Genomic DNA, 13729 nt, shown 5'->3' with positions numbered 1-13729 from the left:
GTCACGGACAGGTCGACTGGTCTGGTCGGGTGCGGCTCAAGGCCGGAGGTTTCGCCGCCCGCCACCGCGGACGGCGGGGGCGCGAACGCGCTGCCGAACCGACCGTATCGGCAGCGGCCTGGTGCCCCGCCCGGCCACCGATCCCGGATGTCGTCGTTGGATGGCGGCGCGCGCGCCGTCCGATCGGACAGCGCGCTAACGCGGCGCCAATACCGCGCGGGGCATGGTGCGGGGATGCGCCCTGACCTGTTTGCCACCGCCGCCGCCCTGCGCAGCCTGCAGCCCCAGGCGGTGCACGGCACCGTCACCGGGCTCGGCGGGCTCGCCATCACGCTCGAGGGGCTGGGGCCGCTGGCCGCGATCGGCGACCGGCTGCGGCTCGAACCACCATCCGGCGCGCCCGTGCTGGCCGAGATCGCGGCCTTCCGCGACGGGCGGGCCGAGGCCATCGCGCTCGGCCCGATCAATGGCCTGTCGGCGGGCGCGCGGGCGGTGCTCGCACCGCGCCCGGCGTTGCCGGTGAGCGACGCCTGGCTCGGCCGCGTGCTGGACCCGATGGGCGTGCCGATGGATGGGCAGCCGCCGCCGGCGCGCGGCGCGCTGCCGCGCGCGACCCACGCCCCCGCACCGCCGGCCGGGCAGCGTGCGCGGCTGGGGCCGCGGCTCGCGCTGGGCGTCCGGGCGCTCGACCTGTTCGCGCCGGTGCGGCAGGGGCAGCGTCTGGGGCTGTTCGCGGCCTCGGGCGTCGGAAAATCCACGTTGATGGCGATGCTGGCGGGTGGGGTCGCGGCGGATGTGATCGTCTTCGCGCTGGTCGGCGAACGCGGGCGGGAGTTGCGCGAATTCATCGAGGACGACCTGGGCCCCGAACGCCTGGCGAAGTCGGTGGTGATCTGCGCGACCTCCGATGCCGCAGCGCCGATGCGGCGCGAGGCCGCCTATGCCGCCATGACCGTGGCCGAGCATTTCCGCGACCAGGGCAGGCAGGTGCTGCTGCTGATGGACAGCGTAACGCGCTTCGCGCTGGCGCTGCGGGAGATCGGCCTGGCCGTGCGCGAACCGCCGGCCACACGCGGCTACCCGCCCTCGGTCTTCACAGAACTGCCACGGTTGCTGGAACGCGCCGGCCCGGGCCCGGACGGCTGCGGCGGCGCCATCACCGCATTGTTCACCGTGCTGGTCGAGGGCGACGACCATGACGAACCCGTGGCCGACGCGGTGCGCGGAATCCTGGACGGGCATGTCGTGCTGGACCGGCGCATCGCGGAAGGCGGGCGCTATCCGCCTGTGGACGTGCTGCGGTCCCTGTCGCGCACGGCCCCGGGCGTGCTGGACGCGCATGAACGCCCGCTGGTGCAGGAAGCGCGGCGGCTGCTGTCCACCTATGCCGAGGTGAAGGACCTGGTGCGGCTTGGGGCGTATCGCGTGGGGCACGACCCGCAAGCGGACCAGGCGGTGCGCCTGGCGCCCGCCATCGAACAGGTGCTGGCGCAGGCGAAGGGGGAACCGAGCGATCCGGACCAGGCCTTCGGGGCGCTGGTGGCGGCGCTGGCGGAGGCCTGAGGGTCCAGACCCCGCGGCGGATGGCCGCGGATCGCTGGGCCACTGCCAGGACGGACGCGCTGATGGCATCGGCAAGCGGCCTGACGCCGCGGCTGCCGCACGCGACCGGCCACGCGCCCGGCAAATGATCGGGTTTGGACCGCCTGGAACCTTCTCCGCCCGCCTCGGCGCGCTGCACCGGCTTCAGGGACTTGTTTTCGCGCGCATCCTCACCCGATCGGATGGGTCCATCCGGTCGGGATCCGCCCCGGAACCACCCCGCGTTGCCCCGCGCCCCGCCCCGGGACTACACCTGGACCCAAGCACCGCGGAGACACGTCCATGCCTGAGACCGCCATCATCAGCGAGGTCGCCCCGCGCGACGGCATCCAGTCGATCAACCCCGCGCAGCCTGTCTCCACCGAGGCCAAGGTCGCGCTGATCCGGGCCTGCTACGATGCCGGGCTGCGGCGCATGGAGGTGGGATCCTTCGTCTCGCCCAAGGCGATCCCGCAGATGGCCGGCACCGAACCCGTGCTGGAAGCCGCCAAGGCGATGCCGGGCCTGGAATGCACCGTGCTGGTGCCGAACCGCCGCGGCTTCGATGCCGCCATCCAGCACGGCGCGCATCGCCTGGGCTTCTTCATGTCGGCCACGGCTGGGCACAACAAGGCGAACCTCAACCGCACGCGCGAGGAATCCTTTGCCGAACTGGCCGCGCTGGTGCGTGACACGCCGAAGGGCACGCTGATCCGCTTCAACCTGTCCTGCGTGTTTCACTGCCCCTTCGATGGCGTGGTGCCGGAGGCCGAGGCGCTCGACTGGGTCGAACGCATCGTGGCGCTGAACCCGGAGATGGAGATCGCGCTGGCCGACACCACCGGCAATGCCAGCCCCGACCAGGTGAACCGCGTGTTCCGCCACGCGATCGGCGCCTGGGGTCACCGCTTCGCCTTCCATGGCCACGACACCTACGGGATGGGCGTTGCCAACGTGGCCGCGGCCTGGGAGGCCGGCTGCCGGGTGTTCGATTCCGCCGCGGGCGGCATCGGCGGCTGCCCCTTCGCGCCCGGCGCCACCGGCAATGTCGCGACCGAGGACGTGGCCTGGATGTTCGCCCGCATGGGCGTGCAGACCGGCGTGGACTGGCCGCGCCTGCTGGTCGCGGCCGATATGGCGGCCGCGATTCCCGGCGCGGTGCCCGGCGGGCGGATGCGCGCGGTGCCGGCCGCGCGACTGGCGGCATGACGCGGTGCGCCCTTTCGCGCGCGCACGCGCCACCCAATCTCTGCCGGTGATGCGTCCCGCCCTCCCCCTGCTGTTGTTGCTCGGCGCCTGCGTGGCGGAGCCCCCGCCCGAGGCCGCCCTGCCGGGCGAAGGCCAGGGCGGGACGATCGTCGCCGACTATGGCGGCGGCAGCGCACCCGTCGCGCGCTACGTGCGCCTGCCGGACGGCCGCGCCATGCCCGTCGAGGCACCACCGGCCGGTGCGCCCCCTACCGCTGCGCCTGGCGCGGCTGGCAAGCCGCTGCAGGGCGGCGGGGAGCCGGCCGGCGAGGCCGCCGCCCCGCCCCGGGCACGGGCAGGCCGCGCGATCGGCACCGGGTCGGCCTTCGCGGTCACAGCGAATGGCCTGGCGGTGACCAATGCGCATGTCGTGCAGGGCTGCGCGCAGGTGCTCGACGAACAGGGCCGCGCGGTTCGCGTGGTGGCCACCGACCGGCAGCGCGACCTGGCGCTGATCGACGCCGGGCGCGGCTTCGGGTCGGTCGTGCGGTTCCGCCCGCAGGCGGCGGTCGACCTGGGGGAGACCGTGCTGGTGTTCGGCTTCCCCTATGGCCAGGCGCTGGGCACCGGCATCAACGTGACCAATGGCATCGTGACCGGGCTGGCGGGGCCGGGGGGCGACGTCTCGCGCTTCCAGATGAATGCCGCGGTTCAGCCGGGGAATTCCGGCGGGCCAGCGGTGGATGATGCCGGGCTGCTGCTGGGGGTCGCGGTCGGACGGCTGAACGACCTGGCGGTGCTGCGCGCCACCGGGTCCTTGCCGCAGGGCGTGAACTTCGCGATCCGCGCCACCGAAGTCGAACGCTTCCTGGCCGAGCAGAACGTGCGCCCGGCGCGCGGTGCCCAGGGCGGCACTGGGGCACGGGCGGTGTCGGCTACCGTGGCGCCGGCGGTGTTCCAGGTGCTCTGCCGCGGCTGAGGCGCCGCTCGGGGCGTCCTGCAGGCGCGGGCGGGCGGGCGCGTTCCGGATCGCCGCGCCCCGCGACATGAACCGCGTCACCGCGGCGCGCCACGCCCCCGCCGCAACCTTTCCCACATTCGGGCGCTTTGCCTCGTGAGAGTGGCAGCGTTGCCCGATGTGGCGAACGGAGGATGCATGTCCGAAGCCGAAACCGAGCGGCGGATGGCCGAGCTGGACCGCCTGCTGAACGACCCCGAGACACGCATGGATGCACACCGGGTCTGGGTCCTGCTGGCAGAACTCGCCCGGCCGCCGGAGCCGGCGCGGCGGTAAGGGTAGCCATGGGGTCCGCGCCGCCGGAGCGGCGCTGTCAGGACGCGGCCGCGGCGTCCTTCGTCGTGGCGATCAGGAATTCGCGGTTGCCTTCCGGCCCGGTGATCGGGCTGGGTTCGATGCCGAGCACCCGCCAGCCGGGCAGGGCCGCCCACCAATCGTGGATGGTGGCGCAGACCTCCGCATGAACGGCCGGGTCGCGCACCACGCCGCCCTTGCCCACGCGGTCGGGCCCGGCTTCGAATTGCGGCTTGATCAGCGCGACCGCCCAGGCGCCGGGAGCGGCCAATGCAAGCGCCGCCGGCAGCACCGTGCGCAGCCCGATGAAGGACGCGTCGCACACCACCACGCCGGGCGCCTCAGGCACCTGGTCGGCGGTCAGGTGGCGCGCATTGGTGCGTTCCAGCACCACCAGCCGCGCGTCCTGCCGCAGCTTCCAGTCGAGCTGCCCGTGCCCGACATCCACTGCGAAGACCCGCGCGGCGCCGTGCTGCAGAAGTACGTCGGTGAAGCCGCCGGTCGATGCACCGACATCCACCGCGATGCGCCCGGACGGATCCAGCCCGAAATGCGCCAGCGCATGCGCCAGCTTGATGCCGCCGCGGCTGACCCAGGGATGGTCCTGCCCGCGCAGGTCGAGCGGCAGGTCCGCCGCCAGCAGGTCCCCGGCCTTGGCGATGCGCCGCTCACCGGAAAAGACCTTGCCCGCGAGGATCAGCGCCTGCGCGCGTTCGCGTGAGGCAGCAAGGCCGCGTTCGACCATCAGGACATCGGCTCGCAGCCGGCCGCGGCTGCCGCCCATGACGGCGATCAGGGGCGCAGGCCGGCCCGGCGCAGGCGCAGCACGGAAGCGGAGACCTCCGCCGCCTCGGTCGCGCTGCCGGTATAGCCATCGAGGTCGAGCACGCCGGGATCGGTCGGCAGCAGCCCCGGCGGCCCGCCGGCCAGCACCAGGATGGCGGTATTGCGCGAGGCGCGGCGCAGCCCCTGCGCGGTGGCGCGGATCTCGTCCTCGGCCTGGCCTGGTTCGAGGCTGATCCAGGCCACGTCGAAGCGCTGGTCATGCGCCGAATCGCGCGCTTCTTCGGCGGCGTGGCTGTTGCAGTCCCGCACCTGCCAGCCGGCGCGGTCGAAGAAGCGCAGCGCCACGCCGTGCTCGACGCTGGGCAGGTCGTCATGCGTGCTGGACAGCGTCAGCGCGGTCTGCGCGGTGTGCGGGTCCATGCCGGGCGGATCGGCGTCGGCGTCGTCGAGCGAGAGCAGGCACATGCGCAGCTGCCAGACCTTCGACAGCCGCTCACTTTGGTCGAAGGCGTCGGGGTCGTAGCGGCGCCGCAGCGCGACCGCCGCTGGCAGGATGATGTCGCGGCAGATCGGGCGGAACATCACCCCGTCGGGGTTCAGCGCCGCGAGAGCGGCGACACCTTCGTCCAGCGTACCGTCCGCGAGGGTGGCGGCCAGCGCGGCCGCATCGCGCCGCCAGGTGCCCACGGGCGGCGTGCCGAAGCGGACCGCGAGAGCGGGCACGAGCAGGCGGCTGGCGATGTCGTGGATCAGCGTGGCGCGATGGTGGGTCGTGAGCCGGCCGGACGGGCGAAGCTGATGTGCCTGTCGGGCATCTCGGTCCAGCACAGCCACGTCTCGACCCTCCCCCAACCGCCGGCATGACGCTGCCGATGCGGTGAATCTTGTCCGGCGAAGGCGCCAGGATTGTGCGCCAACCCGGTTACGGGCCTCGGTCCGCGAGCGCTGCGGAACCATCGTCAGAGGTCAGCCTAGCCTCGCCCCGCGACGGGTGACAATGGGGTCGTCAAACGCAGACGACAGTTGCGGAAACGGCCGCGAAACGACCGCGGTGTTCCCGCCGCCGCAACACCGGCGCCGTGCGTCGACATGTGCGGTGAAGACGCGGGCCGCATCAGGCCCGCGCCGGTTGTGCCTTCGATTGCTGGCCGAGGGCCGCGAGCGCGGTGGCGGCGATCTGCGGCGCGTTCAGCCCGGCCTCGTCGTACTGCTTGCGCGGCGCGTCGTGGTCGATGAAGCGGTCGGGCAGGCACATCGGGCGGAACTTCACGCCGCCATCGAGCAACCCGCGAGTCGCCAGGTGGTGCATCACGAGTCCGCCGAAGCCGAGGATGGAGCCTTCCTCGATGGTGATCAAAACCTCGTGCTCGCGCGCCAGGCGTTCGACCAGCGCGGTGTCGAGCGGCTTGGCGAAGCGCGCATCGGCCACGGTGCAGGACAGGCCGTGGGTGGCGAGTTCATCTGCCGCCTTCAGGCATTCCTGCAGGCGCGCACCGTAGGACAGGATGGCGATGGAGGTGCCTTCGCGCAGCACGCGACCGCGGCCGAGTTCGAGCACGCTGCCGCGCGCCGGCAATTCGAAGCCGAAGCCCTCGCCGCGCGGATAGCGGAAGGCCGATGGCGCGTCGTCGATCGCGGTCGCGGTGGCGACCATGTGCATCAGTTCGACCTCGTCAGCGGCGGCCATCAGCACCATGCCTGGCAGGCAGCCGAGATAGGCGATGTCGAAGATGCCCGCATGCGTCGCGCCGTCCGCACCCACCAGGCCGGCGCGGTCCATGGCGAAGCGCACCGGCAGGGACTGCAGCGCGACGTCGTGCATGATCTGGTCGTAGGCGCGCTGGAGGAAGGTGGAATAGATCGCGCAGAACGGCTTCATCCCCTCGGTCGCCATGCCGGCGGCGAAGGTGACGGCGTGCTGTTCGGCGATGCCGACATCGAAGCAGCGCTTCGGGAATTTCTTGCCGAACATGTCCAGGCTGGTGCCGGACGGCATGGCCGCGTTGACCGCCACGATGCGGTCGTCGTGCTCGGCCTCGGCGATCAGCGCGGTGGCGAAGACCTTCTGGTAGGTCGGCGGGCCGGGCGGCGCCTTGGCCTGTTCGCCGGTCACGACATTGAACTTCTGCACGCCGTGGTACTTGTCGGCGCTGGCTTCCGCCGGCGCGTAGCCCTTGCCCTTTTGTGTCACGACATGCAGCAGGATGGGGCCGGCATGGTCGGTGTCGCGCAGGTTGCGCAGCACCGGCAGCAGGTGGTCGAGGTCGTGCCCGTCGACGGGGCCGACGTAGTAGAAGCCGAGTTCCTCGAACAGCGTTCCCCCGGTCAGCAGTCCGCGCGCGTATTCGTCGGCGCGGCGCGCGGCGCGTTCCAGCGGGGCGGGGAAGCGCTTGGCCACGCGCGCCATCAGGTCGCGCAGGCTGAGGAAGGGACGCGACGACACCACGCGCGACAGGTAGGCCGACATCGCGCCCACCGGCGGGGCAATCGACATGTCGTTGTCGTTCAGGATGACGATCAGGTTCGCCTTGGACGCGCCGGCGTTGTTCATGGCCTCGTAGGCCATGCCGGCGCTCATCGCGCCGTCGCCGATGATGGCGATGACGTGCCGGTCGTCGCCCTTGAGGTCGCGCGCGATCGCCATGCCGAGGCCGGCCGAGATCGACGTGCTGGAATGCGCCGCGCCGAAGGGGTCGTATTCGCTCTCGCTGCGCCGGGTGAAGCCCGACAGCCCGCCGCCCTGGCGCAGCGTGCGGATGCGGTCGCGCCGCCCGGTCAGGATCTTGTGGGGATAGGCCTGGTGGCCGACGTCCCAGATCAGCCGGTCGGTCGGCGTGTCGAACACCGCATGCACCGCGACGGTCAGTTCCACCACGCCGAGCGACGCACCGAGGTGACCGCCGGTGGAGGACACCGCGTCGATCGTCTCGGCGCGCAATTCCTCCGCCAGGCGCTTGAGCTGGTCGCCGGAGAAGTTCTTCAGGTCGGCCGGGACGCTCACGCGATCCAGCAGGGGGGTGGCCGGGCGGTTCATCAGGTCCTCCGCGCGATCGCGTAGTCGGCGAGCGCCCGCAACAGATCGGCACGTTCACCCAAAGCGTCCAGATGTGCGGCCGCCTGCGCGGCCAGTCGTTCCGCATGCGCACGTGCGCGCGGGATGCCAAGCAGGCCCACAAGCGTGGCCTTGCCGGCCTCGGCATCCTTGCCGGTACGCTTGCCAGCCTCCTCGGCGCTGACGGTCGCATCCAGCAGGTCGTCGGCAATCTGGAAGGCGGCGCCCAGGTCGCGCCCATAGGCGGCGAAGGCATGGCGCATCTGCAGCGGTGCCTTGCCCAGGATGGCCCCGGCCTCGGCGGCGAATTCGATCAGCTTGCCGGTCTTGAGCAGCTGCAGCCGGCCGATCTCGGCTTCCTCGAGCGGTTCGCCCGCTTCCTCGGCCAGCATATCCAGCATCTGCCCGCCGCACATGCCGCGCGGGCCGGAGGCGCGCGCGAGGCAGCGGCACAGCTCGGCGCGCACGTAGCTGTCGGAATGCGTGTCGGGTTCGGCCAACACGTAGAAGGCGTTGGCCTGCAGCGCATCGCCGGCCAGCACCGCGGTCGCTTCGTCGAAAGCCTTGTGCAGCGTGGGCTTGCCGCGGCGCAGGTCGTCATCGTCCATGCAGGGCAGGTCGTCATGCACCAGGGAATAGGCGTGCAGCATCTCGATGGCGGCGGCGGTGCGCAGGGCGGGGTCGCGCGCGACGCCGAACTGCCGCGCACCTTCCAGCACCAGGAAGCCGCGCAGGCGCTTGCCGCCGCCGATCGCGGCATAGCGCATGGCTTCGAACAGCTTGGCCTCGGGGCCTTCGGGGCGCGGGATCAGGATGTCGAGCGCCTCGTCGATATCCGCCGCTGCCTGGGTCATGGCGGCGCGCAGGCCCTCGGAGGAGGCCGTGATGGATTCCATGCCTACTCCACGTCCCGCAGGGCGAGGCCTGCCGGGCCTTCCACGATGGCCTGCACCTTCTGTTCGGCTTCCGCGAGCTTGCGTTCGCAGTGCGCGCGCAGCGCGGCGCCGCGCTGGTAGGCAGCGACCGAGGCTTCCAGTGCCCCCTGCCCGCTTTCCAGCGCCTTCACGATGCCTTCGAGCTCGGCGAGTGCCTGCTCGAAGGACAGGGTTGCAATGTCGGGCGGCGTTTCGCGCGCCTCGGTCGGGGTCCTGGCCATGTCAGGCGAGGTTAACAGTCTGCCGGGGCGAAGGCTATTGCGGCTCGATCCCGGCCTGGCGGATGGCATTGGTCCACTTGGTGGTCTCGGCGCGGACGAAGGCGGCCGCCTGTTCGGGCGTGGAGCCGCGGATGGTCATGCCGAGAGCCCCGGCCAGGCGCGTGCGCATCTCCTCGGTCGCCAGGGCGGCCTGCACGGCGCGGTTGAGAAGCGCGATCCGGTCGGCGGGCGTGCCGGTGGGGGCGAAGAGGGTGAACCAGGCGATGACCTCGTAGTCGGGCAGGCCCCCGGCCTCGCGCACGGTCGGCACGTCCGGCACGGCGGCCGAGCGTTCGGCCGAGGTGACGGCCAGGATGCGCAGGGACCCGGCCTGGGCCTGCGGCAGGATTACCGCCTGGTCGGCGATGAACATGTCGACGCGCCCGGCGAGCATGTCCTGCACCGCGAGCGGCGAGGACCGGTAAGGCACTGCCAGCATGCGGACATTCGCCATGGCCGCGAGCGAGGCGGCCGCCACTTCCTGCGAGGAGGAGGCGGTGGCGTAGGTGATCGCCTCCGGCCGTGCGCGGGCCGCGGTGATCAGGTCGGCCAGCGTGCGATAGGGGCTGTCGGCTTTCACGGCCACCAGCAGCGGGACGGTGGCGATGGTCGAGATCGGCGCGAAGCCGGCCTCCATGTCGAAGGGCACGTTGCGGAACAGGGCGCGGGCGGCGGCGTTGGTGGAATTCGTGCCGACCAGGAGCGTGTTGCCGTCGGCGGTGGCGCGGGCGACGGCCTCGGCGCCGATCAGGCCATTGGCGCCGGCGCGGTTTTCGACCACGACAGGTTGCCCAAGGCTGGCGCGCATGCCTTCCGCCAGCAGGCGGCCGACCGTATCGGTGGCGGAACCGGGCGCGAAGGGGACGATGGCGCGGATGGGGGCGGTGGGCCAAGCGGCCTGAGCGTGGGCGGCGGCGGGCAGCAGGGCAGCGCCTGGAAGGGCCAGCAGGGTGCGGCGGTTCATCATTTGCGTTCTCCCGGAACGGCGCGCCATTAGAACGCCACCGGGCCGCGAGCAAGGCGGCTCCGCCGCTTTAGGCGCGACTCGACCCTAGGAGATTGAAACGGAGCCTTGCCAGCCGGTCACCGGGTCCTCGACCTCGAGGTTTCCTGTGGGGTGAGGAAGCCCGGCCAAGTCACCCGACGACACCCGGACCTGCACATACAGCCGGGCCGTATCCACCGAGATCTTCGCGGTGAGGGGTTGAAGTCCGGTCGCAGTCCGGATGAGTGCCTCGGCGGCACCGCCGGCGAACAGCGTGGTGCCGGTCTTGGGTCGAACAAGGACGTCACCGTGCTGCGGCATGATCGGTCGCGCCTCCCTATCGCCGTGCCCAGCGATCGGGCGCGGCCGGCGATAGGCGAACAAACTTGAGGGCATTGCGGCTGTGCGACGGATCACACCCCAGGCGAAATGCCCGCCCGCATCCTCCGCGCCGCCATCTCCCCAATCATCACGCAGGTGAAATGCAAGTTCGCCCGGCAGTCGGTCGGCATGATCGACGCATCCGCCACGCGCAGGCCGCTCGCGCCGCGCACGCGCAAATCCGGGTCCACCACGCCGCGCGGGTCTTCATGCGCGGTCATGCGGCAGGTACCGGCGGCGTGCTGAATGTCGGCGGCGTCGCGCAGCATGATCGCGTCCAGCGCGTCGTCGGCCAGGGCGGCGGCCTCGGCCATGGGCAGGCGGGTCTCGCCGAAGGTGACGGCGCCGAGCCGTGCGAGCGGATCAAGCGCCGTCAGCCGCGCCAATCGCCGGACGCCATCACGCATACGTTCGCGGTCGCGCGGGTCGGCGAGCATGTTCTCGTCCACCTCGGGCTGCGCTTCGGGATCGGCGGAGCTCAGCCGTAATTCCCCGCGCGAGAAGGCATCATACAACGCGATGCCGACGGCCCCGCCCGGCGCGGGTGCGCCATCCGCGGATAGGCCGCGGTGGTTGTAGGCGATCATGATCATGTCGCGCTCGCCGCCGCCCGCCAGGTTGCTGCTGTAGGTCAGGCAGCAATTCGTGTGGCGCGCATCGGCCCCCTGCGCGCGATGCGCCGGCGCCAGCGCGATCGACGCACGCAGGATCGGGTGGTCCATCAAATGCTGCCCGACCGCGGGCAGGTCGTGCAGCACGGTGATGCCCAGCGCGCGCAGCGCGGCCGCCGGGCCGATGCCGGAGCGCATCAGGATGCAGGGCGAATGGATCGCGCCGGCACACAGCACGACCTCGCGCGCCGCGATCTCCTCCCACGCCTCGCCGAAGCGCACGCGCACGCCGCGCGCGCGGGTGCCGTCGAACAGCACGCGATCGACCAGCGCGCCGCCACGGATGGTCAGGTTCGCCCGGCCGCGTGCCGGTTCGATGTAGCCGTCATTGGTGGTGATGCGCTTGCCGTCGCGCAGGTTGATCGGGTTGCAGGAAATGCCCTCGCCCTCGGGGGCGTTCAGGTCGCCCTTCCAGCGATAGCCGCCCGCCAGCGCCGCGTCGCGCAGCGCGAGGTCCACCGCGCCCCATTGGTCCAGCGGCATGCGGAAGACCGGCAGCGGGCCGCCGCGCCGCACGCCGGGTACGGTGCCCGTATCGGTATCGTCCTCGATGGCATCGTAGATGGGCAGGACATCGGCCGCCGACCAACCTTCGCAACCGGCCTCGGCCCAGGCGTCGAAGGCCGCCGGCACGCCGCGGATGGCGATCTGCGCATTCACCGCCGACGACCCGCCCATCGCCTTGCCGCGCCAGTAGAAGCGCGGTTCCTGGGCTGCCGTGCGCCGCGTCATCAGCCCCGGCCATTGCCACTCCGCCTGGTGTCGCGGGTCGTGCATGAAGGGGATGATGTTGGCGCTGCGCAGCGCGTGCGGCGCATCGGCCGAACGCCAGTCGCGCCCGGCTTCCAGCAGCAGCACGCGGCGCTGCGGGTCCTCTGACAGCCGGGCCGCCAGAGGTGCGCCGGCGGACCCGGCGCCGACCACGATCACGTCGTACATGGGATCAACGCTTCTCGACGTTCCAGAACAGCGGGATGGCAGACGGGATCAGGTTGTTGAGCTGCACGCGATGCACCGCCGGCTGTGCGAACTGCCCCCACGGCACCGCCATCGCCTGGCCATAGACGATCTGCTGCATCTGCGCCGCGAGCGCCTGGCGCGCTTCCAGCGTGGGCGCGGCGGCGAATTGCGCGAACAGCGGCGTCAGGCCTTCCTGGCAATGGAAGCCGCCGGTCAACGCATTGGTGCAGTTGAAGCCGATCACGGAATTGGTCAGCGGGTTGTGCAGGTCCACGCCCAGCGCATGCACGCCGAACACCGACCAGCCGTCGCGGCGCGTGCGGCGCGCCAGCACCGACGCCCAGTCCATCACCTGCATGTCCACGTTGAAGCCGGCGCGGCGCAGGCGGTCGGCCAGGATCTCGCTCGAGATCTTCGCCGCCTCGAGGTCATTCGCCACCAGCACCACCACGGGTTCACCGGCGTAGCGCGTCTGGCGCAGCGCCTCGCGCGCGGCCTCGATGGACGGGCGCTGCATGGGTTCCGTGCCAACCGCCGATTCATACGGCGACCCGCAGATGAAGAAGGCGTTGCAGGTGCGCGCATAGCGGTCCGACAGGCCGAAGCCGGCCATGACTTCCGCCTGGTCCACCAGGTGCAGCAGCACGCGGCGGATGGCCGGGTCTGCGAAGGGCCCCGACGCCGCATTGGTGCGATAGTGCCCGGTGAACTGATCGAGGCCGGTGAAGGACTGCACCCGCACGCGGCGGTCGCGTTCGAGCTGCCCGAGCAGGTCGAAGGGCGCGTACTGGATATAGTCGATCTCGCCCGCGCGCATCGCGGCCACCGCCGTCGCGCCGTCCGGGATCACACGGATGTCGAGCGCATCGATGCGCGCCACCTTGCCGCCCGCGAGGTAGTCCGAAGGCTCGGCGCGCGGCACGTAGGCGGCGTTGCGGCGCAGCAGCATCCTGTCGCCGGTACGGTGGTCGGCACGGCTGTAGGTGAAGGGACCGGAGCCGATGATCTCCGTGATGCGTTCCGTGCCCGGCGTGCGCGCCAGGCGCTCCGGCATCATGAACGGCACCGGCGATGACGTCGTGCCGAGCGTGTCCAGCACCAGCCCGAAGGGTTCCTTCAGCGTGAGGACGAAGGTCCGCGCATCGCGCGCTTCGATCGACGCCGTCGCCGCCAGCAGCCGGCTGCCGAGCGCGCTGCGCGCACCCCAGCGCCGCAGGGATGCCACGCAATCCGCTGCCGTCACGGGCGTGCCGTCGTGCCAGCGCAACCCCTCGCGCAGGGTGAAGGTCCAGGTCAGCCCGTCTGGGGAACTGGTCCAGTCCTGCACCATCTGCGGGCGCACCTGGCCCTGGCCGTTCATCGCGAACAGCGTGTCGAACACCATGTAGCCGAAGGTGCGGGTGATGTAGGCAGGCGTGAAATGCGGATCGAGCGTGACGATCTCGGCTTCCAGCACCGCGGTGACGGTCTGCGCGCGCGCTGCGGCCGGAAGCACCAGGCCGGCCAGGAGAAGGATGGCCAGTACCTGGCCCGCAAGACGCCGTCGCATCGTCGATCCCCTTCGCGCTGGTTCCTCGCGAAGGCTAGGCAGGGTTGATGCTGCGGCGCAACAGGGCGC

General features: G+C 71.6%; 13 protein-coding genes. 4 read left to right on the top strand and 9 right to left on the bottom strand.

Going from position 1 to position 13729, the window contains the following annotated elements; genetic code table 11:
- Nucleotides 1-234 precede the first annotated feature (234 nt).
- The 4 genes from MWM08_RS24440 (at nt 235) to MWM08_RS24425 (ending at nt 4063) form a co-directional block, all read left to right on the top strand.
- Nucleotides 235-1563 (top strand): FliI/YscN family ATPase, encoded by a 1329-nt coding sequence (locus MWM08_RS24440; RefSeq protein ID WP_244457068.1) that lies wholly within the window; start codon nt 235-237, stop codon nt 1561-1563.
- 321 nt (nt 1564-1884) lie between these two features.
- Nucleotides 1885-2790: a hydroxymethylglutaryl-CoA lyase gene (locus MWM08_RS24435; RefSeq protein WP_244457067.1), complete on the top strand. Its 906-nt coding sequence runs from the start codon at nt 1885-1887 to the stop codon at nt 2788-2790.
- 49 nt (nt 2791-2839) lie between these two features.
- The gene (locus MWM08_RS24430) at nt 2840-3748 is read left to right on the top strand and encodes a S1C family serine protease (protein ID WP_244457066.1); all 909 of its coding nucleotides are present in this window, start codon (nt 2840-2842) and stop codon (nt 3746-3748) included.
- A 177-nt stretch (nt 3749-3925) separates the two neighbouring features.
- Nucleotides 3926-4063, top strand: a complete 138-nt coding sequence (locus MWM08_RS24425) for a peptide chain release factor 1 (RefSeq protein ID WP_244457065.1) — start codon at nt 3926-3928, stop codon at nt 4061-4063.
- 37 nt (nt 4064-4100) lie between these two features.
- Here the strand turns inward: MWM08_RS24425 and MWM08_RS24420 are convergent, their stop codons facing one another.
- From MWM08_RS24420 to MWM08_RS24380, 9 genes are all read right to left on the bottom strand, one after another.
- Nucleotides 4101-4865 (bottom strand): TlyA family RNA methyltransferase, encoded by a 765-nt coding sequence (locus MWM08_RS24420; protein ID WP_244457064.1) that lies wholly within the window; start codon nt 4863-4865, stop codon nt 4101-4103.
- A gap of 8 nt (nt 4866-4873) precedes the next feature.
- Nucleotides 4874-5701, bottom strand: a complete 828-nt coding sequence (locus tag MWM08_RS24415) for a hypothetical protein (RefSeq protein WP_244457063.1) — start codon at nt 5699-5701, stop codon at nt 4874-4876.
- Between the two features lie 280 nt (nt 5702-5981).
- Nucleotides 5982-7901, bottom strand: a complete 1920-nt coding sequence (gene dxs, locus MWM08_RS24410) for a 1-deoxy-D-xylulose-5-phosphate synthase (protein WP_244457062.1) — start codon at nt 7899-7901, stop codon at nt 5982-5984.
- A complete protein-coding gene (locus MWM08_RS24405; protein ID WP_244457061.1) occupies nt 7901-8815 on the bottom strand; it encodes a polyprenyl synthetase family protein in 915 nt (304 codons plus the stop codon). The genes dxs and MWM08_RS24405 overlap by 1 nt, the downstream gene beginning before the upstream one ends.
- Nucleotides 8816-8817: 2 nt before the next feature.
- Entirely contained in the window at nt 8818-9075 is a 258-nt protein-coding gene (locus MWM08_RS24400) for an exodeoxyribonuclease VII small subunit (RefSeq protein ID WP_244457060.1), read from the bottom strand.
- A 34-nt stretch (nt 9076-9109) separates the two neighbouring features.
- A complete protein-coding gene (locus tag MWM08_RS24395; protein WP_244457059.1) occupies nt 9110-10078 on the bottom strand; it encodes a Bug family tripartite tricarboxylate transporter substrate binding protein in 969 nt (322 codons plus the stop codon).
- Nucleotides 10079-10165: 87 nt separating this feature from the next.
- Nucleotides 10166-10483, bottom strand: coding sequence for a hypothetical protein (locus MWM08_RS24390; protein WP_244457058.1), 318 nt, complete (start codon nt 10481-10483; stop codon nt 10166-10168).
- Between the two features lie 29 nt (nt 10484-10512).
- Nucleotides 10513-12090 (bottom strand): GMC family oxidoreductase, encoded by a 1578-nt coding sequence (locus tag MWM08_RS24385; protein WP_244457057.1) that lies wholly within the window; start codon nt 12088-12090, stop codon nt 10513-10515.
- A 4-nt stretch (nt 12091-12094) separates the two neighbouring features.
- Nucleotides 12095-13660 (bottom strand): ABC transporter substrate-binding protein, encoded by a 1566-nt coding sequence (locus MWM08_RS24380; RefSeq protein ID WP_244457056.1) that lies wholly within the window; start codon nt 13658-13660, stop codon nt 12095-12097.
- Between the last annotated feature and the right edge of the window lie 69 nt (nt 13661-13729).

Origin of the sequence: Roseomonas fluvialis (assembly GCF_022846615.1) — a bacterium.
GTDB lineage: Bacteria > Pseudomonadota > Alphaproteobacteria > Acetobacterales > Acetobacteraceae > Neoroseomonas > Neoroseomonas fluvialis.
The sequence above is the reverse complement of the archived record's forward strand: the minus strand, read 5'-3'. Positions and strand labels throughout refer to the sequence as shown.

Excerpts from the sequence above, each read along its gene's own strand:
- dxs (WP_244457062.1), bottom strand. The coding sequence starts at position 7,901 with ATGAACCGCCCGGCCACCCCCCTGCTGGATCGCGTGAGCGTCCCGGCC.
- MWM08_RS24440 (WP_244457068.1), top strand. The coding sequence starts at position 235 with ATGCGCCCTGACCTGTTTGCCACCGCCGCCGCCCTGCGCAGCCTGCAG.
- MWM08_RS24420 (WP_244457064.1), bottom strand. The coding sequence starts at position 4,865 with ATGGGCGGCAGCCGCGGCCGGCTGCGAGCCGATGTCCTGATGGTCGAA.
- MWM08_RS24395 (WP_244457059.1), bottom strand. The coding sequence starts at position 10,078 with ATGAACCGCCGCACCCTGCTGGCCCTTCCAGGCGCTGCCCTGCTGCCC.
- MWM08_RS24385 (WP_244457057.1), bottom strand. The coding sequence starts at position 12,090 with ATGTACGACGTGATCGTGGTCGGCGCCGGGTCCGCCGGCGCACCTCTG.
- MWM08_RS24380 (WP_244457056.1), bottom strand. The coding sequence starts at position 13,660 with ATGCGACGGCGTCTTGCGGGCCAGGTACTGGCCATCCTTCTCCTGGCC.
- MWM08_RS24430 (WP_244457066.1), top strand. The coding sequence starts at position 2,840 with ATGCGTCCCGCCCTCCCCCTGCTGTTGTTGCTCGGCGCCTGCGTGGCG.
- MWM08_RS24405 (WP_244457061.1), bottom strand. The coding sequence starts at position 8,815 with ATGGAATCCATCACGGCCTCCTCCGAGGGCCTGCGCGCCGCCATGACC.
- MWM08_RS24435 (WP_244457067.1), top strand. The coding sequence starts at position 1,885 with ATGCCTGAGACCGCCATCATCAGCGAGGTCGCCCCGCGCGACGGCATC.
- MWM08_RS24425 (WP_244457065.1), top strand. The coding sequence starts at position 3,926 with ATGTCCGAAGCCGAAACCGAGCGGCGGATGGCCGAGCTGGACCGCCTG.
- MWM08_RS24400 (WP_244457060.1), bottom strand. The coding sequence starts at position 9,075 with ATGGCCAGGACCCCGACCGAGGCGCGCGAAACGCCGCCCGACATTGCA.